Annotated in this window: 28 protein-coding genes, 1 riboswitch and 1 other annotated feature; of the genes, 10 read left to right on the forward strand and 18 right to left on the reverse strand. The window is 36.4% G+C overall.

The annotated features are described in order from the left end of the window. Positions 1-304 precede the first annotated feature (304 nt). Positions 305-526 (forward strand): DeoR family transcriptional regulator, encoded by a 222-nt coding sequence (locus ACEPXD_RS12850; protein WP_391116507.1) that lies wholly within the window; start codon positions 305-307, stop codon positions 524-526. Positions 527-593: 67 nt separating this feature from the next. Here ACEPXD_RS12850 and ACEPXD_RS12855 read toward each other — a convergent pair whose 3' ends face one another. Together ACEPXD_RS12855 and ACEPXD_RS12860 are read right to left on the reverse strand one after the other, a co-directional pair. Then, positions 594-1,295, reverse strand: a complete 702-nt coding sequence (locus tag ACEPXD_RS12855; protein ID WP_391116509.1) for a pseudouridine synthase — start codon at positions 1,293-1,295, stop codon at positions 594-596. A gap of 9 nt (positions 1,296-1,304) precedes the next feature. Then, a complete protein-coding gene (locus ACEPXD_RS12860) occupies positions 1,305-2,921 on the reverse strand; it encodes an oligosaccharide flippase family protein (RefSeq protein ID WP_391116511.1) in 1,617 nt (538 codons plus the stop codon). A 104-nt stretch (positions 2,922-3,025) separates the two neighbouring features. Here ACEPXD_RS12860 and ACEPXD_RS12865 point away from each other — a divergent pair, with 104 nt between their 5' ends. After that, entirely contained in the window at positions 3,026-4,291 is a 1,266-nt protein-coding gene (locus ACEPXD_RS12865; protein WP_391116513.1) for an NAD(P)/FAD-dependent oxidoreductase, read from the forward strand. Between the two features lie 109 nt (positions 4,292-4,400). Here the strand turns inward: ACEPXD_RS12865 and ACEPXD_RS12870 are convergent, their stop codons facing one another. The 6 genes from ACEPXD_RS12870 to ACEPXD_RS12895 all read right to left on the reverse strand — a co-directional run bounded on the left by ACEPXD_RS12870 (position 4,401) and on the right by ACEPXD_RS12895 (position 12,381). Next, entirely contained in the window at positions 4,401-4,994 is a 594-nt protein-coding gene (locus ACEPXD_RS12870) for a YdeI/OmpD-associated family protein (protein WP_391116515.1), read from the reverse strand. Between the two features lie 355 nt (positions 4,995-5,349). After that, positions 5,350-5,907 carry an AAA family ATPase gene (locus ACEPXD_RS12875; protein ID WP_391116517.1) on the reverse strand — a complete coding sequence of 186 codons (558 nt, stop codon included), beginning with the start codon at positions 5,905-5,907 and terminating at the stop codon, positions 5,350-5,352. 482 nt (positions 5,908-6,389) lie between these two features. Continuing rightward, positions 6,390-8,801, reverse strand: a complete 2,412-nt coding sequence (leuS, locus tag ACEPXD_RS12880) for a leucine--tRNA ligase (protein ID WP_391116519.1) — start codon at positions 8,799-8,801, stop codon at positions 6,390-6,392. A 43-nt stretch (positions 8,802-8,844) separates the two neighbouring features. Further along, positions 8,845-9,058: a binding site (T-box leader), on the reverse strand. Between the two features lie 189 nt (positions 9,059-9,247). Then, a complete protein-coding gene (locus ACEPXD_RS12885; protein WP_391123226.1) occupies positions 9,248-9,907 on the reverse strand; it encodes a 3-oxoacid CoA-transferase subunit B in 660 nt (219 codons plus the stop codon). A gap of 7 nt (positions 9,908-9,914) precedes the next feature. Then, on the reverse strand, positions 9,915-10,604 hold the full coding sequence (locus ACEPXD_RS12890) for a CoA transferase subunit A (protein ID WP_391116521.1): 690 nt from the start codon (positions 10,602-10,604) through the stop codon (positions 9,915-9,917). A gap of 595 nt (positions 10,605-11,199) precedes the next feature. Next, on the reverse strand, positions 11,200-12,381 hold the full coding sequence (locus ACEPXD_RS12895; RefSeq protein WP_391116522.1) for an MDR family MFS transporter: 1,182 nt from the start codon (positions 12,379-12,381) through the stop codon (positions 11,200-11,202). Between the two features lie 123 nt (positions 12,382-12,504). Between ACEPXD_RS12895 and ACEPXD_RS12900 the strand changes: the two genes are divergently transcribed. Genes ACEPXD_RS12900 through ACEPXD_RS12915 form a run of 4 tightly spaced genes read left to right on the forward strand, consistent with a single transcriptional unit; the run spans position 12,505 to position 15,723 of the window. Continuing rightward, positions 12,505-13,464, forward strand: a complete 960-nt coding sequence (locus ACEPXD_RS12900) for a TIGR01212 family radical SAM protein (protein WP_391116524.1) — start codon at positions 12,505-12,507, stop codon at positions 13,462-13,464. Next, the gene (locus tag ACEPXD_RS12905; RefSeq protein ID WP_391116526.1) at positions 13,461-14,039 is read left to right on the forward strand and encodes a class I SAM-dependent methyltransferase; all 579 of its coding nucleotides are present in this window, start codon (positions 13,461-13,463) and stop codon (positions 14,037-14,039) included. The genes ACEPXD_RS12900 and ACEPXD_RS12905 overlap by 4 nt, the downstream gene beginning before the upstream one ends. 57 nt (positions 14,040-14,096) lie before the next feature. Continuing rightward, positions 14,097-15,179, forward strand: a complete 1,083-nt coding sequence (locus ACEPXD_RS12910) for a type III polyketide synthase (protein WP_391116528.1) — start codon at positions 14,097-14,099, stop codon at positions 15,177-15,179. 1 nt (position 15,180) lies between these two features. Then, entirely contained in the window at positions 15,181-15,723 is a 543-nt protein-coding gene (locus tag ACEPXD_RS12915; RefSeq protein ID WP_391116530.1) for an isoprenylcysteine carboxyl methyltransferase family protein, read from the forward strand. Positions 15,724-15,740: 17 nt separating this feature from the next. Here the strand turns inward: ACEPXD_RS12915 and ACEPXD_RS12920 are convergent, their stop codons facing one another. Next, the gene (locus ACEPXD_RS12920; RefSeq protein WP_391116532.1) at positions 15,741-17,063 is read right to left on the reverse strand and encodes an NAD-dependent malic enzyme; all 1,323 of its coding nucleotides are present in this window, start codon (positions 17,061-17,063) and stop codon (positions 15,741-15,743) included. A gap of 147 nt (positions 17,064-17,210) precedes the next feature. After that, a complete protein-coding gene (locus ACEPXD_RS12925) occupies positions 17,211-18,002 on the reverse strand; it encodes an alpha/beta hydrolase (protein WP_391116534.1) in 792 nt (263 codons plus the stop codon). 105 nt (positions 18,003-18,107) lie between these two features. Here ACEPXD_RS12925 and ACEPXD_RS12930 point away from each other — a divergent pair, with 105 nt between their 5' ends. Beyond that, a complete protein-coding gene (locus tag ACEPXD_RS12930) occupies positions 18,108-18,620 on the forward strand; it encodes a gamma carbonic anhydrase family protein (protein WP_391116536.1) in 513 nt (170 codons plus the stop codon). 51 nt (positions 18,621-18,671) lie between these two features. On the opposite strand, the gene metK is transcribed toward ACEPXD_RS12930, so the two are convergent. Next, the gene (metK, locus tag ACEPXD_RS12935; protein ID WP_391116538.1) at positions 18,672-19,868 is read right to left on the reverse strand and encodes a methionine adenosyltransferase; all 1,197 of its coding nucleotides are present in this window, start codon (positions 19,866-19,868) and stop codon (positions 18,672-18,674) included. A gap of 176 nt (positions 19,869-20,044) precedes the next feature. Continuing rightward, a riboswitch (SAM riboswitch) is annotated at positions 20,045-20,162 on the reverse strand. 197 nt (positions 20,163-20,359) lie between these two features. Between metK and pckA the strand changes: the two genes are divergently transcribed. Next, on the forward strand, positions 20,360-21,946 hold the full coding sequence (gene pckA, locus ACEPXD_RS12940; RefSeq protein WP_391116540.1) for a phosphoenolpyruvate carboxykinase (ATP): 1,587 nt from the start codon (positions 20,360-20,362) through the stop codon (positions 21,944-21,946). A 44-nt stretch (positions 21,947-21,990) separates the two neighbouring features. Here the strand turns inward: pckA and ACEPXD_RS12945 are convergent, their stop codons facing one another. The 7 genes from ACEPXD_RS12945 to ACEPXD_RS12975 form a co-directional block, all read right to left on the reverse strand. After that, positions 21,991-22,440 carry a hypothetical protein gene (locus tag ACEPXD_RS12945; RefSeq protein ID WP_391116542.1) on the reverse strand — a complete coding sequence of 150 codons (450 nt, stop codon included), beginning with the start codon at positions 22,438-22,440 and terminating at the stop codon, positions 21,991-21,993. Positions 22,441-22,443: 3 nt separating this feature from the next. Further along, a complete protein-coding gene (locus tag ACEPXD_RS12950; protein WP_391116544.1) occupies positions 22,444-23,229 on the reverse strand; it encodes an alpha/beta hydrolase family protein in 786 nt (261 codons plus the stop codon). Next, on the reverse strand, positions 23,207-23,680 hold the full coding sequence (locus tag ACEPXD_RS12955) for an NUDIX domain-containing protein (RefSeq protein WP_391116546.1): 474 nt from the start codon (positions 23,678-23,680) through the stop codon (positions 23,207-23,209). Before ACEPXD_RS12955 ends, ACEPXD_RS12950 begins: the two co-directional genes overlap by 23 nt. A gap of 47 nt (positions 23,681-23,727) precedes the next feature. Further along, positions 23,728-24,384 (reverse strand): CPBP family intramembrane glutamic endopeptidase, encoded by a 657-nt coding sequence (locus tag ACEPXD_RS12960; protein WP_391116548.1) that lies wholly within the window; start codon positions 24,382-24,384, stop codon positions 23,728-23,730. 84 nt (positions 24,385-24,468) lie between these two features. After that, entirely contained in the window at positions 24,469-24,666 is a 198-nt protein-coding gene (locus tag ACEPXD_RS12965) for a hypothetical protein (protein ID WP_391116550.1), read from the reverse strand. Next, positions 24,659-24,991 carry a transposase gene (locus ACEPXD_RS12970; RefSeq protein WP_391116552.1) on the reverse strand — a complete coding sequence of 111 codons (333 nt, stop codon included), beginning with the start codon at positions 24,989-24,991 and terminating at the stop codon, positions 24,659-24,661. The genes ACEPXD_RS12965 and ACEPXD_RS12970 overlap by 8 nt, the downstream gene beginning before the upstream one ends. A 108-nt stretch (positions 24,992-25,099) precedes the next feature. Further along, the gene (locus tag ACEPXD_RS12975) at positions 25,100-25,279 is read right to left on the reverse strand and encodes a YjfB family protein (RefSeq protein WP_391116554.1); all 180 of its coding nucleotides are present in this window, start codon (positions 25,277-25,279) and stop codon (positions 25,100-25,102) included. Positions 25,280-25,424: 145 nt separating this feature from the next. On the opposite strand from ACEPXD_RS12975, the gene yidD reads away from it, so the two are divergent. Continuing rightward, positions 25,425-25,658, forward strand: coding sequence for a membrane protein insertion efficiency factor YidD (yidD, locus tag ACEPXD_RS12980; RefSeq protein ID WP_391116556.1), 234 nt, complete (start codon positions 25,425-25,427; stop codon positions 25,656-25,658). Between the two features lie 99 nt (positions 25,659-25,757). Continuing rightward, positions 25,758-26,711, forward strand: a complete 954-nt coding sequence (locus tag ACEPXD_RS12985; protein WP_391116558.1) for a metal ABC transporter solute-binding protein, Zn/Mn family — start codon at positions 25,758-25,760, stop codon at positions 26,709-26,711. Positions 26,712-26,732: the final 21 nt, after the last annotated feature.

A 26,732-nucleotide genomic window follows, 5' to 3' on the forward strand; every position in this document is an offset into this window, starting at 1 on the left:
TATAACGCTATTTTACACTTTTTTTCAGCTTATCACACAAAAAGAAGGTATTTTCAGACTTCTATTTTTGCTTAGTAAAGAAGTCTATCCTATTCATTTCACGGAAACATATATAAAGTTTTTGTAAATAAACTGTTTTTTTATAGAAATTTTATCGTTAATCTACTATAATTAAATTGTCAGATAACAAATTACTGACTACCAATATAGTAAAGGGGCTGTAAATTGCAATTACTTAGTTGCTTTTCACCCAAGTCGTCCGCTAGTCTTGCCACGAGATATGAAGATGAAGGAGTGGTTACTTTTGAAACCTACTACTGATCGGATGCTCAATCGAATTAAAGATATGTATATGTTCATCCTTGATCACGGAACTGTTACAACTCAAGATTTAGTCGATGAATTTGGCATCACTCCTCGCACAATTCAACGAGATTTGAATGTACTTGCGTTTAATGACCTAGTCATTAGCCCAACACGAGGCAAATGGACCACGACGAATAAACGCGTTAATATGACATCTTAGACGTTTCATAATAGGAAGAAGCTGTCCAATAAGTCGCAATGTGACTTATTGAACAGCTTCTTCTACTCTAAAGACTTTCTAATTCTTCTTCCGTTAATTCTCTATAAGTACCTTCAGCTAATGATTCATCTAACTTTAATGCCCCCATAGACAACCTTTTTAAATAAACTACTTTTTTCCCTACGGATTCGAACATTCTTTTCACTTGGTGAAACTTGCCTTCCGTAATCGATAATTCAATTTCAGAAATAGACCCGTTACTTAAAATATTTAATATTCCTGGCTTCGTTTTGTAGCCATCATCAAGCGTTACGCCATCTGCAAACGCTTGAATATCAGATTCATCTACTAAGCCTTCTACTTTTGCAAAGTATACTTTTGGTACATCTTTATTTGGAGACAAGAGACGATGCGTTAAAGCACCATCATTTGTTAATAAAAGTAATCCAACAGTATCCTTATCTAGTCTCCCTACAGGATAGGGTTCAAAATGATGTACATCCACATCCAATAAATCAATTACTGTTCGATCTCTCGAATCCTCTGTTGCAGATACAACACCAGCTGGTTTATTTAGCATTAAATAAATAAATTCTTTGTACTTAACTATTTCCCCATATACAGAAACTTGATCAGTAGTTTCTTTTATATGCATCGAACTGTCTTTTACAACGACTTCATTTACTTGAATTGCTTTAGACTTAACTAATATCTTCACTTCTCTTCTCGTTCCAAATCCCGTATGTGCTAGAAATTTATCTAATCGCATTTCATTCTCCTAAAAACCAAATTTTTTCGTAAAACGTGTAATCTTTTCTCCAAAGAGCTTTTGTGCAAGACCCAGTCTAAGCGTTACATAGCCATAAAAAGCTGCACCAATTGAAGCTGTAACGAAAATTACTAGTAATGCACCAAACTTACTGTCTACCGTAAATAGATGCTCTATTCCCCATTTACAAACGAAGACAAGACTTAGCATAGCTGCGTTAACGATTACAATTAGTAAAATTCTCCGTATAACCATACTAGATTTATATTGTAAAGTTTTTGTAATAGCAACCATATTCAATGCAATCGCTACAAAGTAACCAATAGAAGTAGCTAAAATGGCACCATCAGTTTCAAATGCTTTAATAAGTGGAGTATTAAGCACGAGTTTCGTTAAAATACCGATTAATAAGTTTAAAATGATCAGTTTTTGACGATCAATTCCTTGTAAAATGGAAGTCGTTACAGGATAAAGTGCAAATAATATGGCAACCGGTGCGTAATGTGCCAATACTGTTGAACCTACATCACTTTGCTCGTAAAACAAATGATAAAATTCATTGGATAATACGGCAATTCCTAATGCAGCTGGTATTGTTAAAAACAATAATATTTGAAATGCTTGATCTAATGATTTTCGTACTTGAACAAAGTCTTGTTTTGCATAGTAACTCGTGATAAATGGAATTAATGCCATCGAGAACCCAGTCGCTAGCATAACCGGTATCATTACAAGCTTTTGAGTCGTAAGATTTAACATCCCTAACAGCACGCCTGATTCTTTTCCGCTTATTCCAATCTGCGCCATAGCGTTGTTAAACGTAATCATATCCACAAATTGGAATAAGGGATTAATGACACCTACCAATGCAAAAGGAACGGTATATATTAAAATTTCCTTATATATATTTTTCAAAGATACATTAGAAGTTGTATTTCCACTTCCCTCAAGTAGCTCATTAAATTCTGGTTTCAACTTTCTCCAATACCAATATAAAACAAACATACTTGCAATAGCCCCAATAAACGCGGCGAAAACAGCAAAAGAAACAGCAGTGTTTTCTGTGCCTTTAAACACTTTCATCACTAGAAATGCTCCGGCTAAAACAAAAATCACACGGACAATCTGCTCGATCAACTGGGAGACAGCAGTCGGTGTCATATGTTGATACCCTTGGAAAAACCCTCTAATTAAGCTCATCACTGGAACGACAATTACTGCAAAACTCACATATTGAATAACAGTTGCTACATTGTGAACTGTTACAAATGCATCATTATCTTTAATAACTAAGCTTGCGATAGGTTCTGCTAATGTGTACAAAATAATAAATCCTAACACACCTGTTATCGTCATTATTACCATACTTGATTTCACTAGTTTTCTACCTGTCGCATAGTCACCAAGCGTATTATATTTCGCTACAAACTTAGAAACAGCTACTGGCATACCAGAGACTGCTACTGCTAGCATGATAGAATAAGGTACATATGCATATTGATACAGACCGATATACTCTTCTCCAATTAGTTGATAAAAAGGAATAATGTAAAGCACACCTAGAATTCTAGATAATAAGAGCCCAATCGTTAAAATCATTGTCCCTTTTAATAAATTTGATGACATAAAACCCGCCCAATCATATATTTTGTCTACACTACAGTTTACATCTGTCGAAAGAAAACCACAATCATGTATAATAAAGAAAAAAGGGAAAGTGTGAACTTATTATGTATGACGTAATTATAGTAGGCGGGGGTCCTTCGGGATTAATGGCCGCTGCAGCTGCAGGAGCTGAAAACAAGACAGTATTGTTAATTGAAAAAGGTGCTAAGCTCGGGAAAAAACTTGCAATCTCTGGTGGAGGTCGTTGCAATGTAACTAACAGACTCCCTCAGGAAGAAATCGTAAAAAACATTCCTGGTAACGGACGATTTCTTTTCAGTCCGTTTTCCGTTTTTAATAATGAAGATATTATCGGGTTTTTCGAAAACCTTGGAGTAGCATTAAAAGAAGAAGATCATGGAAGAATGTTCCCTGTTTCCAATAAAGCAATGGATGTAGTAAATGCCTTACTGGATGAGTTAAAGAGACTCCATGTGGAAATAAAGTTGAATTCCCCAGTAGCTAAATTATTGATGAATGATGAAAAGATTATTGGTGTCCGACTTGCAACTGGTGAAGAAATTGTTGCTGGTGCAGTAGTCATTGCAGTTGGAGGGAAAGCAGTTCCTCAAACCGGATCCACAGGGGACGGATATCCTTGGGCTGAAAAAGCCGGACATACCGTTACCGATCTTTATCCAACAGAGGTTCCTTTATTATCCAATGAACCTTTTATTAAATCGAAAGAACTGCAAGGGCTAGCCCTTAGAGATGTTGCCGTTTCTGTTTTAAATAAAAAAGGAAAAGCAATCATTACCCATCAAATGGACATGCTATTTACTCATTTCGGGCTAAGTGGTCCAGCCATTTTACGCTGTAGCCAATTCGTCGTGAAAGAACAAAAGAAAAACGGCGGACAGCTTGTACAGGTTCGTATAGATAGTTTACCAGAACTAAATCAAGAGGAGACTTTCCAGGCCCTTCTCTCTTCTATTAAGGAAGATCCGAAAAAAGCAGTTAAAAATGTGTGGAAAGGTATGGTTCCGGAAAGATGGTTGTTGTTTTTACTTCAACATGCAGAAATCCAAGAAAGCGAAGATGGACAAAATCTATCACACGAAAAAATTAGAGCTTTAGCACATTTATTGAAACAATTTAGCGTTAATGTTTACGGAACACAGCCACTAGACAAAGCTTTTGTAACAGGCGGAGGCGTGTCCATAAAAGAAATAGAACCAAAAACAATGGCATCCAAGAAAAAAGAAGGACTATATTTTTGTGGAGAAGTATTAGATATACATGGATATACAGGCGGCTATAATATTACCTCCGCACTTGTAACCGGTAAAATTGCAGGAATGAGTGCGGCATTATTCACAAGTATTGAGTAAGAATTGAACGAAATTTTCAACAAAAAAAAGAAACCATTTTGAAAAATCTTTGTTCAAAATGGTTTCTTTTTTATCATTAAACTTACTGTGTATTTTCACATCGAATATACTAATCATTTAATCCCTTACCATCCAGAATTTGCTGCATATATTTTTCAACTCTTGACTCCCGTGTTTTGGATTGTTTGGGTTGAGAGAAATGAAGTATGTATGCTCTTTGTCGACCCGGTGTCAATGCTTCAAAAGCAGTTTTTAATTCTGGAATATCATCGAATTTATTTTGAAGTTCTACAGGAATTTTGTATTCTGTATTCTTTTTAAAATTCACTTCCAAACCGGCTTTTTCAACTTCAATTGCTTCATATATATAGGCTTTCAAGATGTCTTCCATTTCAACTATTTCTTGAACATTGGTGAACCGAATCTGGCGCGCTGCCTGTACATTCTCCGTTTGTTGAATTAGAATTCCATGTGCATCCTTTAACAAGACTCCCTTATTAAACAAAATTGCACAATATTCTTTAAATCCATGTATCAAAACGATGTTTTTTTTCTCAAACGTGTAACAAGGATGCATCCACTTAAATTCTTCGGTCAGCTCACAGTCAAGAACGATATTTCTCAACTGCTCATATTCTTCCTTCCACTTTTTAGCTTTGCTTAAAAATTCATCAACTTTAGGATTCGTTTTACTATTCGCCATCAAGGAACACCCCTCTTCAATTTTTCGATCGGCTTACAGTCAAAAATGATCATACTGTCACTTTTTGCTTTATTTTAATATTCATCAACCTTGAATCAAGGTTCCCGATTTATAATAGGACTTTAATTGGCGTCGTGTCAAGCGGACCCGGCTTTGATACACAAGCACAAGCTCAATCTAAAACATTAAATGCTTTTCAAAAGTTGTTGTAATGCATTTTCCATAATTCCTTCAACAAGTTCTGAAGACTTTATTTTATCAATCATTTTATCCATGCAATTTTTTCTTTCCTCTTGATTATACAAATCCCATCTCCTCCTTTGCTCTCCTAATTCCCTTTAGAAAGCAGCACTTATTAACTTTGAGCTATCGTAACAATTTCCCGAATAACAGACTGAACTTCATCCACGCTTTTGATTACAAATAAATAGCCCGCTTCGCCTTCCATTGGCGCCACCACATCACCTTTATTTGTCTCTTTCTGCTGCCTAGTAAGCACTTCGTCGAAAGATGAAACGGTCCTTAGTATCGTTGTACTACTCTGGCCTTTCATAATCCGCTCTTTAAGAATATGTTCTGGAAGATCAAAATTCACAATAATGCTGGTAAATCCTTTGTTCTGATATTGTTCAAGCAGTTTCAAACGCCCTTTACGATTGCGATTTGAGTTGCAAAGAATGAGGTGGCAATTCGTCTCATTAATTGTATAATTCACAATGGTTTGTGTGAGAGCGTACTTGATCGTATTATGTCCTTGTTTTGGTAATAAAGTTTGGTAATAAGTTTGGAGGAATTCAGGATGGTTATCTTGATCGATCACAACCGAGTTGGACATTTCTTTTTCTAAAGCTTTCGCAAATGTAGTTTTACCGCTATGGGTTTTACCGACTGTCATAATTACTAACCTATTCATGAACGCAACTCCATTCTAAAATGTAGATTTAATCTTCCATCTCACTTTTATTCTATCAGACTACTTATTTGTTAAAGGTGAATATTCGAACTATTTTTTATTTAGTACTATAGTTAATTCCATAAATAGCATTTAATTATTAAAACACGAACAATACTCAATTTGTTGATTGTAGCGACAGGCAGTGACTCCAGCGGGATGAGTGAGACAGCTGAGACATTACAAACGACGCGAATGCGGCGCCCCCGCGGAAAGCGTCTGCCTACAGCGGAAATCATGCTGATTTATGAAGAGTATATTATACATATTCTCACATTCCACTTAAATATTGTTCGTGTTTTATGCTCTAAATTTGAATTGTGAAATTGATTCACTTGAAATGTAAAATTAAAATAGCTAGATATTTTGAAAAAAAACGATAAGAAATGAAAAAAAGCTGCTTTGTCTCTCATGTCGAGAGACAAAGCAGCTTTTGTTTTTCATCAAATTACGATATTCACCATTTTACCAGGAATCGCAATGATTTTCTTCACTTCTTGCCCTTCCAACCATTGTTGAACTTGATCAGAAGCAAGCGCTAATGCTTCTAGTTCTTCTTTTGATGCTTCTTTTGAAACAAGTAGTTTCGCACGTACTTTCCCTCTAATTTGAACTGGAATTTCAACTTCATTGTCCACTAATTTAGATTCGTCAAATGTTGGCCAAGCTTCATACGTAATCGTATCCTCATGGCCAAGGATGCTCCATAGCTCTTCTGCAATATGTGGAACAATCGGAGAAATTAATTTAACAAATCCTTCTACATACTCTTTAGATATAAGTTCTGCCTTATATCCTTCATTAATGAATACCATCATTTGTGAAATAGCAGTATTATAATGCATTGCCTCATAGTCCTCGGTTACTTTCTTAACCGTTTGATGATACACCTTATCGAGATTTGCAGAAGATGTATTCGTTACTTTTGAGCTCAAGTTTCCTTCCTCATCTACTAACAAACGCCAGATGCGGTCTAGGAATCGACGTGAGCCATCTAACCCGTTTGTTGACCACGGTTTAGATGAATCAAGTGGCCCCATGAACATTTCATACAGACGAAGAGAATCGGCACCATGACTCTTTACGATATCATCAGGATTTACAGTGTTTCCTTTTGACTTAGACATTTTCTCATTATTTTCACCAAGAATCATTCCTTGATTAAATAGCTTTTGGAAAGGCTCTTTTGTTGTAACAACACCAATATCGTAAAGGAATTTATGCCAGAAACGTGCGTACAATAAATGCAATACTGCGTGCTCCGCTCCACCTACGTAAATATCAACTGGAAGCCAGCGTTTTACTAGTTCTGGATCCACAAGTGCTTCGGTATTGTTAGGATCGATATAACGTAAGTAATACCAGCAACTACCTGCCCATTGTGGCATTGTATTTGTTTCACGACGTCCTTTTTTCCCTGTAACTGGGTCTACGACGTTTACCCATTCCGTAATATTTGCTAGTGGTGATTCCCCTGTTCCACTTGGCTTAATATCTGTTGTTACTGGCAGCATTAGAGGTAACTCAGACTCGTCTACTGGTGTAGATGTGCCATCTTCCCAATGAATGATTGGAATTGGCTCGCCCCAGTAACGTTGACGACTGAATAACCAGTCACGCAAACGATACGTAATTTTCTTTTCGCCTTTACCGTTCGTTTCAAACCAATCAATCGCTTTTGCAATCGCTTCTTGTTTGTTTAAGCCATTTAAGAAGTCCGAGTTAATCAATGTACCATCTTCTGTATAAGCTTCTTTTTCGATGTTTCCACCTGAAACAACTTCTACAATTGGTAAGTCAAATTGTTTTGCAAATTCAAAGTCACGCTCATCATGCGCAGGAACTGCCATAATTGCACCTGTACCATAAGTTGATAATACATAATCTGCAATCCAGATTGGCATTTTTTCTCCGCTTACTGGATTAACTGCATATGCACCTGTAAAAACACCTGTTTTATGTTTTGCAAGATCGGTACGCTCTAAATCACTTTTCAGTTTCACTTGGTCTTTATATGCTTGCACAGCTTCCATTTGATCTGCAGTCGTAATTGTATCCACTAGTTTATGCTCTGGTGCTAATACTGCATAAGTTGCACCAAAAATAGTATCTGGGCGAGTTGTAAATGCTCTGAACGATTCATTCGTGCCATCAACTTCAAAAGTAAGTTCAGCACCTTCCGAACGACCAATCCAGTTACGTTGCATTTCTTTTAAGCTTTCAGGCCAATCTAGTTCATCTAAATCTTCCAAAAGTCTATCTGCATATGCAGTAATACGAAGCACCCATTGACGCATTGGGCGACGTTCTACCGGATGACCTCCCCGTTCAGACAATCCATCGATTACCTCTTCATTTGCCAAAACTGTTCCGAGTGCTGGGCACCAGTTTACTGGTACTTCATCTACGTAAGCCAAACCTTTTTTGTAAAGCTGAACGAAAATCCATTGCGTCCATTTATAATAAGAAGGATCAGTTGTGTTAACTTCTCTATCCCAATCATAAGAAAAACCAAGATCATTCATTTGACGTTTAAAAGTAGCAATATTTTTTGCCGTAAATTCAGCTGGGTCATTCCCTGTATCAATTGCATATTGTTCTGCTGGAAGTCCAAAAGCATCCCATCCCATTGGATGTAGCACGTTATAGCCTTGTTTACGTTTAAATGCACTTAAAATGTCCGTAGCAATATATCCAAGTGGATGACCTACATGAAGTCCAACTCCTGAAGGATACGGGAACATATCTAAAGCATAAAACTTTGGTTTGGAAGGATCATCTACCATTTTATACGTTTTGTTTTCTTGCCAGTGCTTTTGCCATTTTTTTTCGATTGCTTCATGATTAAAGCTCATTAATATTCCTCCTTAAAATAAAAAAATCCCGTCCCTTAAAAAACTAAGGGACGAGAGTATATACTCACGCGGTACCACCCAAATTAGTGAAAACTTCACTCAACTTGACTCCTTAACGCGGAAAACGGTATAAGCTACTAACATTTCACTCATACAGACTCAAAGGCGAGTTCAATAATTCGTCACGCTAACTTTCACCATCCGTTAGCTCTCTTTAGAAACGAGGGTTATTTACTAATCCTTTTCTCAGTCCACTTCTATTAAAACTAATAATAATGGATTTCGGAATAAATTACAAGCTGATCTTAAATCAAATACGTCTCGACGTATTTGAGCCTAGATTTTGTACCCGGCTCGCCGGGTGAACTCCTTTACAAAATCTATGGCATCCGCCGGGGGCTTGATATAATTTTATTCAGTAGGTTTTTACGTACTACTGAATAAAATTATATCGAAACATTCTCTTTAACGTCATGAACAATAAGCGTAGCTTCTGTTGCATCAATAATGTCTTGTACAGTATAACCCTCAAACACTTCTTTTAATTCAAGGCCATTTTCTGTCACTTCTATCATTGCCCGTTCTGTAATTATTTTATTCACAACGGCTTTACCCGTTAAAGGTAATTCGCATTCTTTTTTTATTTTGGCAGAGCCATCTTTTGCACAATGATCCATGATGACGATGATTTTTTTCGCGCCATGCACTAAGTCCATAGCACCGCCCATCCCTTTAATCATTTTCCCAGGAATCATCCAGTTTGCAAGATCACCATTTTCAGACACTTCCATCGCACCTAAAATCGCAACATCGACATGCCCTCCGCGAATCATCGCAAACGATTCCGCACTTGAAAAGAAAGAAGATCCAGGAATAGTTGTTACCGTTTCTTTTCCAGCATTAATAAGATCCGGATCTACTTCATGTTCTGTGGGATAAGGTCCAATACCTAGCAAACCATTTTCCGATTGTAAAACAACTGTTTTATCAGGAGAGATGAAATTCGCTACTAATGTTGGTATTCCTATGCCTAAATTGACATAGTTTCCATTTTCGATTTCTTTTTCTGCTCTTCTTGCAATTTTTTCACGTGTATTCAATCGAATCTCCCCCTTATGAACGTGTTGTTAAACGTTCAATTCTTTTTTCTTGCGTTGCTTGGAAAAGCCCTTGAACATAAATACTTGGTGTATGTATTTGTGCTGGATCTAAATCTCCTGTTTCTACAATTCCCTCTACTTCCGCTATCGTAAACTTTCCTGCTGCCGCCATCATTGGATTAAAATTTTGAGCGGTTTTATTGTAAATTAAGTTACCAAACTTATCCGCTTTTGCCGCGCGAACTAATGCAAAATCCGCACGCAGAGATTCTTCTAATACATACTCTTTGCCATCATAAACTCGTATTTCTTTTCCTTCTGCAACCACTGTACCAACACCCGCCGGCGTAAAGAAAGCTGGAATTCCAGCGCCACCTGCACGGATTTTTTCTGCAAGTGTTCCTTGTGGTGTTAACTCCACTTCTATTTCACCTGAAAGCACTTGACGTTCAAATTCTTTATTTTCCCCAACATAGGAGCCTATCATTTTTTTAATTTGTTTATTTTTTAATAAAAGCCCAAGACCCCACTCATCGACTCCACAGTTATTCGAAATAACCGTTAAATCTTTTACCCCTTTTTCAACTAAAGCTAAAATAAGCTGTTCAGGAATACCTACAAGGCCAAAACCACCTACCATTAGTGTCATTCCGTCTTGAATGCCTGCAACAGCTTCCCTTGCAGAACTGTAAATTGGTTTCATAATCCCATTCCCCTTTCTATCGTAAACACCCTTCTCTATAATATTCTCAAATATTGCACAATTAAGCAATTTAATTTCCTTGACCTATGAATATATTGCAAGAGAATGGTAAGGAAATACAGGATATGCTCGAATATCATTTCTATACATAAAGTCTTCCAGCACTTAGAGTTTGATGAAGTTGGTAGGGGCATTTGCCATCTGTTTAGGGGCAGATAGCCTCGCTTTACGGGCTTATAGCGCTGTTTTATGGGGTTATAGTATCGGTAGGGGCTTATGACATCCGTTTAGGGGAGGATAGCCACACTTTACGGGCATATAGCGCTGCTTTATGGGGTTATGGTATCGGTAGGGGCTTATGACATCTGTTTAGGGGAGGATAGCCTCGGTTTATGGGTTTATAGAAACGATAGGGGCTTATGCCATCGCTTTAGAACCATATAGCCTCGGTTTCCGTACTTATGAATCGTGGGGGTTCGTCCGCGGAATGCGACCGCCTTATTCCGAACTCGATTTTTCTTCCTTTCTATATAATAAAAAACTCTAGACTAACTCGATTTATATCGACTTTGTCTAGAGTCGGACACCGTTTAACTTAAACAGTGTTTTTATTTGCGGCTTTCTTAAGCGGAAGATCATAAAGTAAACTCGTAATAATTGCAAAAATCATCAAACTTGTCAGGATTAATATCATCATTGGCGTTCCATATGCTTCTACAAGAATTCCTCCTATGAAAGGTCCAATCATTCTTCCGATTGTCGCCATACTATTGACAATTCCTTGGTAAAATCCTTCTCTTCCTTTTGGAGCAAGCTTATCTGCAAGCGTTGGTACTGCTGGCCACACAAACATTTCTCCAATCGTTAATATGACCATCGCCGTGATAAACATAGCATAGCTTTCTGCAAAAGCTACCACAACAAATGAGCCCATAAAAATTACAATCCCAATAATAATCTGCGTTTTTATTTTATGTTCTATTCGATTGATTACTGGCTTTATAAGAGGTTGTCCTAGTACTATAAGTAATCCATTTATCGACCATAATAAACTATATTGCTTTAGCGATATGCCCAAATCTAAAATATGTGTAGAAATTGTAGTAGTCCATTGAACATAAACAATCCAAGTAAGCATATACCCAATTGTCACAATTATCATTGCATAAAAAGGTGCTTTTTGTTTAACTTTCTTTTGTTCATTCGACACAACTGCATGCCTATTTGAAGTAACCGATAAATTACGGTAAAAGACTAATGCAACAACAAAAAACAAGACATATGTAAGTAAATTTGCTATAAAAATATTATTGATATTATTAGCCGCCACAATTCCACCTAATGCAGGGCCAAGAGCAACCCCTACGTTTTGTGCTAAATAAATAGCATTAAAAGCTTTTCTACCACCTTCTGGCCAAACACTACCGACCATTGCATACATACTCGGAAAAATAATTCCACCACTAAACCCCAAAATTGCTACAAACCAAATATATTCTGGCCAACCATGCCAGAAATTTAATAGTAATAAAGCAACCAAAGATAAAGAAATACCAATAATGATGGATTTATAACCACCAATTCGATCGAAAAAATACCCTCCCAGTAAATTACCAATTACACCAGTTCCAGCATTTATCATCAAAACAAATCCAGCCATAGTCAAGGATTGCCCTAAATAATCATGCATATAAATCGTATGTAAAGGCCATAAAAAGGAATTTCCAGTTGTATTTATAAACATTCCTATGATTAAAAGCCACACAGCTTTTGGCATCACAAGCACCTCCATTTCCTTATGTGCTCAGACAATTGTATTCTTTTTTATATGCCACTTCAAGATGCATGCACAAAAGATAACGGAGTCATGCTAAAATATAATGTTAAGGAGTGAATATAAATGAACGAAAATAACTTTCCTTTTCCGTCTGATGGAAAACGATACTATACATGGAATCGTTATTTAAGAAATAAATTTGATCAAAAAATATTCAAAGTCGCATTAGATGCAGGATTTGATTGTCCAAATAGAGATGGCACCGTCGCATATGGTGGTTGTACTTTTTGTAGTGTTGCAGGTAGCGGTGACTTTGCCGGTGATAAAGTCGATTCAATTCCAGTACAATTTGAGAAAATAAAAGCTAAAATGCATGAAAAGTGGAAAACAGGAAAATATATCGCTTATTTTCAAGCATATACAAATACACATGCACCTCTGCCTTTATTAAAAGAAAAATTCGAAGCAGCTCTTGCACTGGAGGGCGTGATCGGAATATCTATCGCAACAAGACCAGATTGTTTACCAGATGATGTCGTGGAATATTTAGCCGAACTAAATAAAAGAACGTATTTGTGGATAGAACTAGGTCTGCAAACCGTGCATGAGCGAACTGCGAATCTCGTGAATCGTGCACATGACTATCCTACTTATATAGAGGGTGTAAACAAATTACGAAAACACGATATTCGAATATGTACACATATTATTAATGGATTGCCTCTGGAAGATCGAGAAATGATGATGGAAACAGCAAGAGAAGTTGCCAAGCTCGATGTTCAAGGGATTAAAATTCATTTACTACATCTACTTAAAGGAACACCGATGGTAAAACAATACGAAAAAGGGAAGCTTGAATTTATGGAACGAGACGCCTACATTCAACTCGTAGCAGATCAACTAGAAATATTGCCACCAGAAATGATTGTGCAACGCATTACCGGTGATGGACCTATTGACCTGATGATTGGTCCTATGTGGAGTGTAAACAAATGGGATGTCTTAAATGGAATTGACGCTGTGTTAGCTAAGAGAGAGAGCTACCAAGGAAAATTGTATCAAAAGTTCGGTATCTTGAAATGAAATTAAAAAGAGTTTTACCATTTGCAAAAGAATTATTAACATCTGTTATAGAACCAGGGGATTTGGTTGTCGATGCAACTGCTGGAAATGGTCATGATACTTTATTTTTAGCAAAATTAGTTGGCGATGCCGGGCATGTATATGCATTTGATGTTCAACCCGAAGCTATACAATCCACGGAAGAAAAGTTAGTAGAAGCAAATTTACTTTCGAGAGCAACTCTCATTCTAGATGGGCATGAAAATGTTTCGAAGTACGTTCAAAAAGAAATTGCAGCAGCTATTTTTAATCTTGGATACTTACCTGGTAGTGATCTTCAAATTGTGACGAAAGGTAACTCTACTATTCAAGCTGTAGCATCTCTTTTAGAGATGTTAAAAGTAGGTGGTTTAATAATTTTAGTTGTTTATCATGGACATCCCGGAGGTAAAGAAGAAAAAGATGCTTTAATGGATTATGTAATGCAATTACCATACTCTTATACGCATGTACTTTGTTACCAATTTTTAAATCAACAAAATACACCACCTTTTATTATTGCGATTGAAAAAATGAAAGAAAACATTTCTTTCTAATCTAAGCTGAATATTATTTAAATGCATGGAGATAATAACTAAAAAAGGAGAATCTCCATGCCAAAAATTGCTTCTATTAGTACATATAATCCTCCTTATGTATTAGATCAATCAAATATTGAACAATTAACAAAAGAACTATTTAAAGATAAAATTGCACAATTAGATCGTTTATTACAAGTTTTTGAAAATGGAGATATTGAAACACGTTATTTTTGTGTGCCATTAGAATGGCACCAAACGGAACATTCCTTTGAAGAACGAAATAATATTTATATAGATTTAGCAACAAAATATAGTGTAGAAGTAATACAAGCTTGCCTTCAAAATACCACATTTCTCCAAAAGGCAATTCCTCCAGAAGAAATTGACGCCATTATCTTTGTCAGCAGCACAGGCATATCTACCCCTAGCATTGATGCTCGTGTGATGAACCACCTTCCTTTTTCGGATCGTATGAAACGCATTCCAATTTGGGGACTAGGTTGTGCTGGTGGAGCCGCTGGCATTAGTAGGGCTTTTGATTATTGTAAAGCCCACCCCGATGCGAAAGTTCTCGTTGTTTGTGTAGAGTTATGTAGTCTCACTTTCCAACCGAATGACTTTTCTAAAAGTAATCTAATAGGGGCTTCTCTTTTCGCAGACGGAGCTGCATGTGTTTTAGTTTGTGGAGATAATGTTCATCTTACAATTAATAAGCCTGTTCCCCATATAGTAGATACAGCTTCTAAATGGATGCCCAACTCGGAAGACGTGATGGGATGGAATATTAAAAATAATGGATTACATGTCGTTTTCTCTAAAAGCATTCCTTCAATTATTTCAAGCTGGTTGGGACCATTTATAGATGAATTCTTGACGGAACAGCATCTACCAAAAGATCAAGTCGTAAATTTTGTAGCACACCCCGGAGGAAAAAAAGTTCTACAAGCATATGAGAATACGCTTCAACTAGAAGAACATCAGACGTCTATTTCCCGAGATGTATTAAAAAAACATGGGAATATGTCCTCTCCAACAGTACTTTATGTATTAGAACAATTTATGCTGAAAGAAAACAACAAGGATGATTTAGGATTATTAGTGGCTCTTGGACCTGGTTTTTGCGGAGAAGCAGTTCTACTAAATTGGGGGGATTAGAATGTTATTTATCATTATTATCTTTCTGGTCATCATTCAAAGAATAACGGAAGTTTTTATAGCTAAGCACAATGAAAAAAAGATGCTTGCTCAAGGGGCTTATGAAGTAGGTGCATCTCATTATCCGTATATGGTAACTCTGCATGTGAGCTTTTTTATTTGTTTAATTGCAGAGGTTTTAATATTTAACCGAGGTATTTCCCCACTATTTCCGTTATTTTTTCTAATTTTTTTAATTGTTCAAGCATTACGCATATGGTGTTTGAGATCGTTAGGATCTTTTTGGAATACAAAAGTTATTATTTTACCCGGTGCCCATGTAGTGACAAAAGGACCATATCTTTATCTAAAACATCCAAATTACGTGGTTGTCTGCATCGAAATAGCACTTTTACCGCTTATATTCCAAGCATACATGACAGCTATTTGCTTTACTCTTTTAAATCTTGCGATGCTCTCCGTGCGAATTCCACTCGAAGAGAAGGCTTTGATGGAAGTTACCAATTATAATGAAGAATTTAAAAAGAAGATTTCGGCATCGTAACCGAAATCTTCTTTCCCTTATAAATTCATTTCTTTATTTGCTGCTTCTTCAACTGCTCTTGCCACTAAATGATGAACTGTCGGATCTAGTGGGTTCGGTATTAACTCGCCAGGTTTTGTATGTCCTACGATCGCTTGTGCAGCTGCTATTAGCATGGAATACGTAATTTCCTTTGCTCCTGCATCTAATGCACCTTTGAATATTCCTGGGAATCCAATTACATTGTTGACAGATCTTCCGTCAGCTGCGAAAGCTGCTCCAGCTGCAATTGCTTCATTTGGAAGAATTTCAGGGTTTGGATTGGATAATGCCAATATTATTTGTCCTTTTTTAATCATTTCAGGTTTGATTAACCCAGCTACTCCAGTAGTAGCAACAATTATATCACAAGTTTCCATCATTTCTTCTAATGTAAGAATCGTTTTTCCACCATAGTTTACCAATCGTTGTTTTGCTTCTTCTTGACGATCTAGACCATATACTTCATCTACACCATATGCCATTAACATACGACAGATTGCTAATCCGGCAGCACCAAGTCCGATTTGACCAATTACGGCATCTTTTACATCTACCCCAGTCGATTTACATGCAGATAATATCGCAGCAAGCGCAACAACTGCTGTACCGTGCTGGTCATCATGCATAACTGGAATTGGAAGTTCTGCTTTTAAACGTTCTTCTATTTCAAAGCAGTGAGGGGATCCAATGTCTTCTAATAAAATTGCTCCGAATCCTTGATGAATATGTTTGACCGTTTCAACGATTTCATCTGGATCACTTGTATTTAATAAGATAGGTATACCGCTTAAACCAACAAATTGATCTAATAGTACAGCTTTCCCTTCCATTACAGGCATTCCTGCAACAGATCCAATATTCCCCAAACCTAAAATAGCTGTACCATCTGTTACGATAGCTACGGAACTGCCAATCGACGTAAAGTAATTTGCTTTTTCAGGATTATTAACAATTTCCATACAAACGCTAGCAACACCTGGCGTATAAATTCTTTGCAAATCTCCGAGTGAGCGCACATCAAGTCTGCTCTTCATCGCAATTTTTCCGCCTTCATGCGCTTTTAACACATCGTCAGTTACTGCATGGATTTTAACACCATTTCCAATGTCCTCAATATTCGCAATGACAGATTGGAATTGTTCTTCAGATTTACAAGTGATCGTAATATCACGAACTGTTGTTAATGCTCCACTTTTAAGTGTTGTAATATCTCCAATATCCCCTTCAGCCATTCCGATAGCAGTTGCAACTTTTGCAAAGTTCCCTGGTTTCGAAGGTGTTTCTACTATAAAATTACGTATAAAATGCTGGTTTTGCATGTAAGTTACACTTCACTTTCTTTATTTCAATTAATAGAATGTTTTTTTCGATTTAACCGAATAATTATACCACAAGTTATATTAAAACTCACATATTCCAAATAGAATATCATTCCCTAGTATAATCTTGTATATCTACAACATTCCCTAAACGATATATCCAATAGATCTTAGTACATTATTTATAAAAGAATGGGAATATGCAAAAATCTCTTCTCGTTCTGGTTCTTGGTATAAATCATGAAAACAATTCTTCCATGACTTGTATTGATATTCTGTTAGTTCTTGTTTTTTTAGCCATCCGGCTGCTGTTGACGTATCTGTGATCTTATCACGCTCTGCCGTCATTAATAATATTGGGACATTCGGAATAGATTCGGTTGTTTGACCAATACTTTTCAAAAGGAATTGTAATTCTTTATACCAAGCATTTGTTATAAGTGTATGATATGTTGGATCGTCCAAAAATTGTTTGTACATTTCATAGTTTCTAGTTAGTTCCTTTAGTTGAATATCATGATGAATCTTCTGTTGAACAGATAATTTAGCTAATGCATTTGTCCATTTAGATGGTAACTTTTTAAGTTGAAGCCAAGGTGAAGTTAATATGACCCCTGCATATTCTATTTTTAATTTGTGCATTACTTTTATTAATAAAGTAGCACCAAGTCCATGACCAAGTATAAATATTGGGAGATTATAAGTTATCGCAACTTGTAATGCTTGTGCTATGTAATCTTTGTATTGATCGAAAGGTTCATCATGTATTTCGTTAGCTTTTGTATATTCGCCATGCCCAGGTAAATCCCCCATAACAATATGACAATTTGAACTTCTAAATTTTTCAATTAACCAAGCATACCTTCTATGATGTTCATAAGCACTATGAACGATCACGATTACTGCTTTTGGTCTTTCTTCTGCTTCCCATTTCCACATGAGCATCACCTCTTCCATTCATTCTTATTCTGCTCAAATAGTTTTCATTATCCTGTTCGTTTGATACGATTAATTATATTCTATTTTTAGAGGAGTGTGTATATTTTGATATATCCATTTAAAGGAAAAACACCATTCATTGATGATTCAGTTTTCATTGCTGATTATGTCACAATTACAGGGGATGTGACAATCGGACAAGAGTCTACTATTTGGTTTAATACGGTAATAAGAGGGGACGTTGCACCTACTATAATTGGGGATAGAGTAAACGTCCAAGATTTATGTTGTTTGCATCAAAGTCCAAACAATCCACTTATTTTAGAAGATGAAGTAACGATCGGGCACCAAGTAACACTACATAGCTGCATTGTTCGTAAAGGAGCATTAGTTGGAATGGGCTCTATTATTCTAGATGGTGCGGAAATTGGAGAAGGGGCATTTATCGGAGCGGGTAGTTTAGTTACTCCAGGAAAGAAAATTCCTCCAAACTCACTTGCTATGGGTAGTCCAGCAAAAGTTGTGCGTGAGCTGACAGATGCAGACAAAGAAGATGTACAACGAATTATTAGAGAATATGCTGAAAAAGGTCAGTATTATAAATCACTGCAAAAATAAAAGAGCAGTCCCGATAGTCACTAGTTGACTTCGGGATTGCTCTTTTCTATCTTATAGTCCTGCTTTTTGTCTTAATTCTTCTGCTTTATCTGTTTTTTCCCAAGGTGCGTCGATGTCTGTACGACCAAAATGTCCGTAAGCAGCAGTTTGTTTGTAGATTGGGCGACGAAGATCTAGCATTTTAATAATACCGGCTGGGCGAAGATCGAATAATTCACGGATATGTGATACTAATTGAGCTTCTTCCACTTTTCCAGTTCCAAATGTGTCAACTGCGATAGAAACCGGTTGTGCTACTCCAATTGCATATGCAAGTTGTACTTCACAACGATCAGCGATTCCTGCTGCAACAATATTTTTTGCAACATAGCGAGCAGCATATGCAGCTGAACGGTCAACTTTTGTAGGATCTTTACCAGAGAATGCTCCTCCGCCATGACGTGCATAACCACCGTAAGTATCTACGATAATTTTACGTCCTGTTAAGCCTGCATCTCCTTGTGGTCCACCAATTACAAAGCGACCAGTTGGATTAATAAAATATTTTGTATTTTCATCGATTAAATTAGCAGGAACAATTGGATTGATCACAACTTCTTTTAAATCTTTTTGAATTTGCTCTAAAGTTACCTCTGGGTGATGTTGAGTAGAAATAACGATTGTATCAATACGAACTGGATTATTATTTTCATCGTACTCCACTGTAACTTGTGTTTTACCATCTGGACGTAAATAATCTAATGTTTCGTCTTTACGTACTTCGGCTAAACGACGAGCTAGTTTATGCGCTAAGCTAATTGGTAACGGCATAAGTTCTGGTGTTTCATTACATGCATAACCAAACATAAGACCTTGGTCTCCTGCACCGATTGCTTCGATATCAGAATCCGTCATTGAGCCTTCACGAGCCTCTAATGCTTGGTCAACTCCCATTGCAATATCAGCTGACTGTTCATCGATTGCAGTTAATACCGCAGAAGTTTCTGAGTCAAATCCGTATTTTGCGCGAGTATAACCTATTTCTTTAATTGTAGAACGTACTACTTTTGGAATATCTACATAAGTAGATGTTGTAATTTCTCCTGCAACCAATACAAGACCTGTTGTCACAGTTGTTTCACAAGCAACACGTGCATTTGGGTCTTCTGTAAGAATTGCGTCTAAAATAGCATCTGAAATTTGGTCGCAAATTTTATCTGGATGCCCTTCTGTAACTGATTCCGATGTAAATAATCGGCGTTGTGTCATAATAAATTCCTCCTATATCCTGCGAGATTTCTCTCAAGAATTGATACGGTACTCATTCCCATGTCAAGCTGTTTTGGACTTGGCACACAAGGATAAAGGGCGATGTCATAAAAAAAACCTTCCACTCACGTATCTTACACATGAGGAAAGGCTATTAATTTCATAGGCACCTTTCACTCTTATCAATCAAGGGATTTCACCTTGTCTCAGGTTGGGCACCTTTGTAATAAAATAAATAATTACAGGTTGCCGGGTTTCATAGGGCCTGACCCCTCCACCAGCTCGGGATAAGAGTATCCGTTTCAATTTTTCATCATACTTAAGTTATATTGATATGTCAATACATTTTTGTTGACGATTTATTCACAAAAGATAAAAATAATCACTTCATTAGTGTAGACTATTAAGTTAAATGTGTTATACTATTTCACATATGAAAGACATATCCCTCTCTTATTAGGGAAAATAATTAAAAGGATGGTATATACAATATGAATTCAATCGATACTGTGAATGAACTGAACGAATTGTTATCTGGAGACAATGTTAACATTCAATTATCAGTAGCGCAACTTGTAGAAAAAGCAACATCAAGAGGTGAAGCTGTTTTAACTTCTACGGGAGCCGTGAAAGCAGAAACAGGTAAATATACAGGTCGGTCTCCACAAGATAAATACATCGTTGATGAGCCTATATCTAGAGACAAAATCGATTGGGGTTCCGTAAACCAACCAATTTCTTCTGAAATCTTCGAATCACTATATAAAAAAGTAACGGGATACCTTGCTGAGCAAGATGAATTATTCGTATTTAAAGGATTTGCTGGTGCTGATAAAGACTCTCGTCTAGGGATTCAAGTAGTAAATGAATATGCTTGGCATAACTTGTTTGCACATCAATTATTTATCCGCCCTTCAGAAGAAGAGCTTGCAAATCATTCAGCTGACTTTACAATCGTGAGTGCTCCAAATTTTAAAGCAGATCCAGAAGTAGACGGAACTAAAACAGAAACGTTTATCATTGTTTCAATGGAAAAACGAATCGTGTTAATCGGCGGAACGGAATATGCGGGAGAAATGAAAAAATCTATTTTCTCTATTATGAACTACTTACTTCCTGAAGAAGATATTTTACCAATGCACTGTTCAGCAAATGTTGGAGAAGAAGGCGACGTTGCATTATTCTTCGGTCTTTCTGGAACAGGAAAAACAACTCTTTCTGCAGACGCAGGACGTAAATTAATCGGTGACGACGAACATGGTTGGTCCGATAATGGCGTATTTAATATCGAAGGTGGATGTTACGCGAAATGTATCGATCTAACTCGCGAAAACGAACCACAAATCTATGATGCAATCACATTTGGTACTGTTTTAGAAAACGTTGTTGTGGATGCAGAAACTCGTGTTGCAAACTATGCAGACAATTCATTAACAGAAAATACACGTGCTGCTTACCAAATACAAAATATCGAAAACATTGTTGATCCTTCTGTTGCTGGTCATCCAAATACAATCGTTTTCTTAACTGCTGATGCATTTGGCGTACTGCCTCCAATCAGCAAACTAACAAAAGAACAAGCAATGTATCATTTCTTAAGTGGATTCACTTCTAAGCTTGCAGGTACAGAACGTGGAATTACATCTCCACAACCAGCTTTCTCTACTTGCTTTGGTTCACCTTTCTTGCCATTACACGCAACTGTTTACGCAGAAATGTTAGGGAAGAAAATTGATGAGCATGGCGCACAAGTATTCCTTGTAAACACTGGTTGGACTGGTGGAGAATACGGCGTTGGTAGTCGTATGAAGCTTTCTTACACTCGTACTATGGTTCGTGCAGCAATTGACGGAAAATTGAACGATGTAGAAACTGAAACAGATGCTGTATTCGGTTTTGCTATTCCAAAACTAGTAGAAGGCGTTCCTTCTGAAGTATTAATTCCACGTAATGCTTGGACAGACAAAGCAGCTTATGATAAAAAAGCAGCTGAACTCGCACAAGCTTTCCATGAAAACTTTAAAAAATTCGGTACAGTTTCTGAAGAGATCTCTCTTAAAGGCGGACCTGTAGCTTAATAAGAAAAAGAGGATGTCCCATTTATATTGGTGACATCCTCTTTTTAATCTGCATTTTCATCATAATAATGTGTCGTGATGGATGAAGGAAAGATGGAAATAAACTCTTTTGCTCTTTCTTCATCCGTTTTATATAAAATTATTTCTGAACCATAATGACTCACTTCTAACCGCTCATCCCCTTCTATATTAAAAAACATCGCGAACCATTTTAATCCACCTTTAGTATCTATGGAATGATCTCTCAAATAAGTACAGTTTTCTTCATTCAAATTAATTGTTAATACCTTTATAAGCCCTTCGCTCCTAGAAGAGGCAGCTTTCGGTTGCAATTCATTTACAACTTCTTCTTCCTCTTTCCAACATTGGATAATAACTTCTTGAAATTCATTTGTATAGTTATCCCAAAGATCAGTCCAAAAGCTTACATTCGATGGAAATGAAGACTTCTTCTCTGAACTCATTGTTTCAATCGTAACAACTACATTTCCCATCGACTAAACTCCTTTCTGCCGTTTCATCCAATTACACGCATCCTTCACTACTTGTCGATTTACTTTACTAGGAAAAAAATGTGTATACTCTTGGTAATACCAAGTTTCAACTATTTTATTATTCCCTACTAATGCTGACTCTAAAACGTTTGCATGCTCAACGGAAACATTTGTGTCTAGCATCCCATGAATGATGAGTGTTGCTGCTTTTATTTCATGTGAATGAGCAAGAACATTTCGATTTTCATAAGCTTGAACATGATTTGATGGTGTACCGCCAATGACTCTTTTCATCATTCTTCTCATATCTGTTCGTTCTTCAAATGTTAAATATATATCCGAAACTCCTGCCCATGTCACGATGGATGTAATATCATTTCGTAAAATAGCTGTCCATAGAGCCATTATTCCCCCACGTGAAAAAGCGAATAAATGAATCCTCGCCAAAGTAAATTGCTTTAACACATCGACTGCATAAACTGCATCCCATCGATCCTCTCCAGCAAATTCATCTCTGCCTTCCCCACCTCGATTTCCACGATAATAAGGTGCGAATACGATAAAGCCCTCTGAAGCAATTTGCGCAATACGAGCAGGTCTCACCATGCCAATACTTTGCATGCCACCTCTGCAGTATAAAATACCTTCGTATGGACCTTTTTCTCTAGGCTCAGCAAGTAATCCCTTCACACGATATCCGCATGACCAATAAGTGATCTCCGTTAACTTAATATGAGGATTTGGCGATGGATAAATTCTCGTCTTCTCAATCGTTCCATTTTCCTTCAAGTGTAGTCACCTTCTCTAAAATTGCTTGCATACCAGTATCCTTCATATGAAAACTTAAATTATTACTATGTAAAAATTCATGCGTAGTTAGCCAAACAGCACCATCAGTTTCAAAATTTGGACCTTCCACATTAATATGGTCAATATTTGCAATATATACCGCCTTACAAAATGGAGTTTCATCATACACAAGATATTCTGCAATCCACTCTACACTTTTTATTGAGACATTTGTCTCTTCTAATGTTTCGCGAATTATAGCTTCTATAGGCGATTCGTTTTCCTCCACTTTTCCACCAGGAAACTCAATGCCTCGTTTTGGATGCTTCGTTAATAACCACTTGTTTTGATGCTTTGCCAGCACTAAAACATGCATAGGCTCTATTGGCAACGATCCTTTTTCAAAAGCTAATTCCACACGTATTCCGTTTAAATCTCGGAATGATAACATGAACTATTTCTCCTTTACTTACATAAATTATGCAACATCATTAGAATCTAAGAAGGAACTATTATATTCCAATACACCAACATTATCCCGATATCCGCTAAACAATGACTAATAATTGGTGCAGCAATAGATTTCAGTCTAAATCGGAAAATTCCCCACATAATTCCAGCAAGAAAAACTGGAATAACTGCCAATGCATTAAAAGGGAAACTGAAGATTTCCATGACAACAATCAGATGGTATAAGCTATAGAAAATGGATGTAATCATAATCGCTTTCACATTCCCTAATTTAAGTACTAGATGACCATACATAAATTCACGCCAATAAAATTCTTCTAATATCGGATTGATAAGGACTAATACTAGTACAAGCAAAACAACCTTTTTCCCACTAAAATCCCACTCTTCTAGCAATTGCTGCAACTGGGGTATATCCAAAACAGAGGATTGAAAAATAAATACGAAGCTATAAATGGCAATCAAACAAATCAATCCACTTACAACACCAACGAGAGTCGACTTTTTGGATAAAGAAATAAGTATACGATTGCTGTTTTCCTTATTCCAATATACGATTATTAATGGAATAAACAATAACCATCCATAAAACAGAAAAAATGTTATTAAAATATTATGTAATAAAGAAAGTCCAATAAATATCATAATAGTTGGCCCAATGAGTAAAATAATATGTTTAAGCATGTTTCCTCCCAATTCCTCGATTTATTTTCAATGGTAACATATGTATGAAAAAAAGACTTAGCAATCAAGCTAAGTCTCAACGCTTCATAATTCCTTCTTCTCCTGAGCGAAATTCTCCTCAGAAAGTGTTTTTTGTTCTAATTTGTAATTTTCATTTCCTTCTTCTCTATTTTGTGCTATGTTTTGTTCTGATCTTTGTTGTGGTGACTGGTTTAATAGCGAACTGACATTTCGGTAATTCGTATTTGTTTCGTTCCCTTTTCTACGTATAATATTACTCAATGAATACTCTCCTACTTTCATTAAAATATGGAAGCTGTTCTATAAATATTTTTGACTCTTCATCCCCAAATTCATGAATCAGTGCATATATTTTTTTCATTCTTCTATCGTATTGATCATTTTCTCTATCCTCATGATATAATCTTATTGGAATATGTGCTCTCCAAAAGTTACTTGCTTCTACTGTACTTAGCTGTTCAAAAAGCTTTTGAAATACTGGAATAATTTCGCGATTTGCTACTACTTCGAATTCCCATGGAGACTCATCTGGATACGAAAATACTTTCTTATTTGTCACAGAAACATACACTTTGTTTAATGCCATTTGCACACATCCTTTTTATTAAGTATGTCTCCAAAACAAAAAAACATGCACCACATGGGCACATGTTTTTCTTTATTATTCTAGACTTCAAGCATCTTCCACTTTTTCTTAAGCTTGAACGTCCACAACTGATCCTTTATAAGGATGAGGTGCAGATGCTTGAGGCATGTCCTCTAACAGTCCAACAGCAGCTACTGTTTCCATGTTCATCGCATTTTTTAGAACACTCATTTGAACAGTTTGTTGTAACTCCATTAACTGAGAAGACATAATGGAATTAATATCCATAGTCATTCCTCCTTCTTACAAGCTTAATATCGGTTACAATCTGATTTTATTAATTTTTGAAAAGAACTTCTTCCTTCTTTAATAGACTACTTTTTTTCATACAATAAACGTAAGCGAAAACAAACCAAAGGAAGCTGAATAACGAATGAAGCATATAATATTATGGATTTTTAAATTCTATCAAAAAATAATTTCCCCTTTAACACCGCCTAGTTGCCGATTCTATCCAACTTGCTCGCATTACGGTGTGGAAGCTGTGCAAAAGCATGGTGCAATAAAAGGTGGATACTTAACAATAAGAAGAATATCTAAATGCCACCCTTTTCACGAAGGTGGCTTTGACCCTGTTCCAGAAGAATGGCCTTTGAAGAAAAAATAACTTCAAAGGTTTTTTTCTTGCTTTTTTTTATAATTTCTTGTAAGCTTAAAAAGTTGAAAAAATTCAAAACGTAATCATTACTATTTAGGAGATGGCAAGATGAAAAGAACACTTTTACTAGTTCTAGTAATTATACTTGCATTATTTACCGCCGCTTGTGGAGACAAAGAATCCATAAATGTAGATAAACAAGAAAAAGACAATAAAATACAAATTTATACGACCGTATATCCGCTACAATATTTCGCAGAACGAATTGGCGGAGACGTAGTAAATGTAACTTCTATCTATCCTGCAGGCTCAAACGAACACACATTTGAACCAACTCAAAAAGATATGATGAATCTCGCAGATGCCGACCTATTTTTTTACATAGGACTAGGTTTAGAGGGTTTCGTTGAAAATGCGAAAAAAACATTAGAAAACGAACATGTGAAAATGGTTGCAACAGTTGATGCAGTTCCGAAAGACCAATTAGAAGCTAACTCACATGAAGATGAAGACGAAGAGGAGCACGACCATGACCATGGTAAAATAGATCCACATGTTTGGATTTCTCCACAAATTAGTCAAAGTTTAGCTTTATCTATCAAAGATTCGCTTGTGGAAGCTGCTCCTGAACAAAAAGAGAAATTTGAAACAAATTATGACGCGTTAATCGCACAATTAACACAATTAGATACAAGCTATAAAGAAATGGCACAAAATGCTCCTAATAAAACGTTTTTTGTTTCCCATGCAGCATTTGGTTATTTAGCACATGCGTATGGCTTAGAGCAAATTTCAGTTGCTGGTCTTAATTCGCAAGATGAACCTTCTCAAAAACAGTTAACGAAGATCATTGAACTAGCAAAAGAAAAAAATATTAAATACATTTTGTTTGAACAAAACGTTTCTTCTAAGCTAACGGAAGTCATTCAAAAAGAAGTTGGTGCTAAAAGCTTAGTATTACACAATTTAGGCGTTCTATCCAAAAAAGATGTTGAAAATAATGAAACGTATTTCACATTAATGAACAAAAATTTAGAAACATTAAAAACTGCACTGAATTAAATGAAAAAATGGAATCGGCCT

Source organism: Psychrobacillus sp. L3 (assembly GCF_042945595.1).
Taxonomy (GTDB): Bacteria; Bacillota; Bacilli; order Bacillales_A; family Planococcaceae; genus Psychrobacillus.

What these genes read in the sequence shown, in the direction of transcription:
- ACEPXD_RS12985 (WP_391116558.1), top strand. Translation starts at nt 25,758, where the DNA reads ATGAAAAGAACACTTTTACTAGTTCTAGTAATTATACTTGCATTATTT.
- pckA (WP_391116540.1), top strand. Translation starts at nt 20,360, where the DNA reads ATGAATTCAATCGATACTGTGAATGAACTGAACGAATTGTTATCTGGA.
- ACEPXD_RS12870 (WP_391116515.1), bottom strand. Translation starts at nt 4,994, where the DNA reads ATGGCGAATAGTAAAACGAATCCTAAAGTTGATGAATTTTTAAGCAAA.
- yidD (WP_391116556.1), top strand. Translation starts at nt 25,425, where the DNA reads ATGAAGCATATAATATTATGGATTTTTAAATTCTATCAAAAAATAATT.
- ACEPXD_RS12960 (WP_391116548.1), bottom strand. Translation starts at nt 24,384, where the DNA reads ATGCTTAAACATATTATTTTACTCATTGGGCCAACTATTATGATATTT.
- ACEPXD_RS12855 (WP_391116509.1), bottom strand. Translation starts at nt 1,295, where the DNA reads ATGCGATTAGATAAATTTCTAGCACATACGGGATTTGGAACGAGAAGA.
- ACEPXD_RS12865 (WP_391116513.1), top strand. Translation starts at nt 3,026, where the DNA reads ATGTATGACGTAATTATAGTAGGCGGGGGTCCTTCGGGATTAATGGCC.
- ACEPXD_RS12925 (WP_391116534.1), bottom strand. Translation starts at nt 18,002, where the DNA reads ATGTGGAAATGGGAAGCAGAAGAAAGACCAAAAGCAGTAATCGTGATC.
- metK (WP_391116538.1), bottom strand. Translation starts at nt 19,868, where the DNA reads ATGACACAACGCCGATTATTTACATCGGAATCAGTTACAGAAGGGCAT.
- ACEPXD_RS12860 (WP_391116511.1), bottom strand. Translation starts at nt 2,921, where the DNA reads ATGTCATCAAATTTATTAAAAGGGACAATGATTTTAACGATTGGGCTC.
- ACEPXD_RS12905 (WP_391116526.1), top strand. Translation starts at nt 13,461, where the DNA reads ATGAAATTAAAAAGAGTTTTACCATTTGCAAAAGAATTATTAACATCT.
- ACEPXD_RS12915 (WP_391116530.1), top strand. Translation starts at nt 15,181, where the DNA reads ATGTTATTTATCATTATTATCTTTCTGGTCATCATTCAAAGAATAACG.
- ACEPXD_RS12910 (WP_391116528.1), top strand. Translation starts at nt 14,097, where the DNA reads ATGCCAAAAATTGCTTCTATTAGTACATATAATCCTCCTTATGTATTA.
- ACEPXD_RS12875 (WP_391116517.1), bottom strand. Translation starts at nt 5,907, where the DNA reads ATGAATAGGTTAGTAATTATGACAGTCGGTAAAACCCATAGCGGTAAA.
- ACEPXD_RS12945 (WP_391116542.1), bottom strand. Translation starts at nt 22,440, where the DNA reads ATGGGAAATGTAGTTGTTACGATTGAAACAATGAGTTCAGAGAAGAAG.
- ACEPXD_RS12970 (WP_391116552.1), bottom strand. Translation starts at nt 24,991, where the DNA reads ATGGCATTAAACAAAGTGTATGTTTCTGTGACAAATAAGAAAGTATTT.
- ACEPXD_RS12890 (WP_391116521.1), bottom strand. Translation starts at nt 10,604, where the DNA reads ATGAAACCAATTTACAGTTCTGCAAGGGAAGCTGTTGCAGGCATTCAA.
- ACEPXD_RS12920 (WP_391116532.1), bottom strand. Translation starts at nt 17,063, where the DNA reads ATGCAAAACCAGCATTTTATACGTAATTTTATAGTAGAAACACCTTCG.
- ACEPXD_RS12975 (WP_391116554.1), bottom strand. Translation starts at nt 25,279, where the DNA reads ATGGATATTAATTCCATTATGTCTTCTCAGTTAATGGAGTTACAACAA.
- ACEPXD_RS12955 (WP_391116546.1), bottom strand. Translation starts at nt 23,680, where the DNA reads ATGTTATCATTCCGAGATTTAAACGGAATACGTGTGGAATTAGCTTTT.
- leuS (WP_391116519.1), bottom strand. Translation starts at nt 8,801, where the DNA reads ATGAGCTTTAATCATGAAGCAATCGAAAAAAAATGGCAAAAGCACTGG.
- ACEPXD_RS12900 (WP_391116524.1), top strand. Translation starts at nt 12,505, where the DNA reads ATGAACGAAAATAACTTTCCTTTTCCGTCTGATGGAAAACGATACTAT.
- ACEPXD_RS12895 (WP_391116522.1), bottom strand. Translation starts at nt 12,381, where the DNA reads ATGCCAAAAGCTGTGTGGCTTTTAATCATAGGAATGTTTATAAATACA.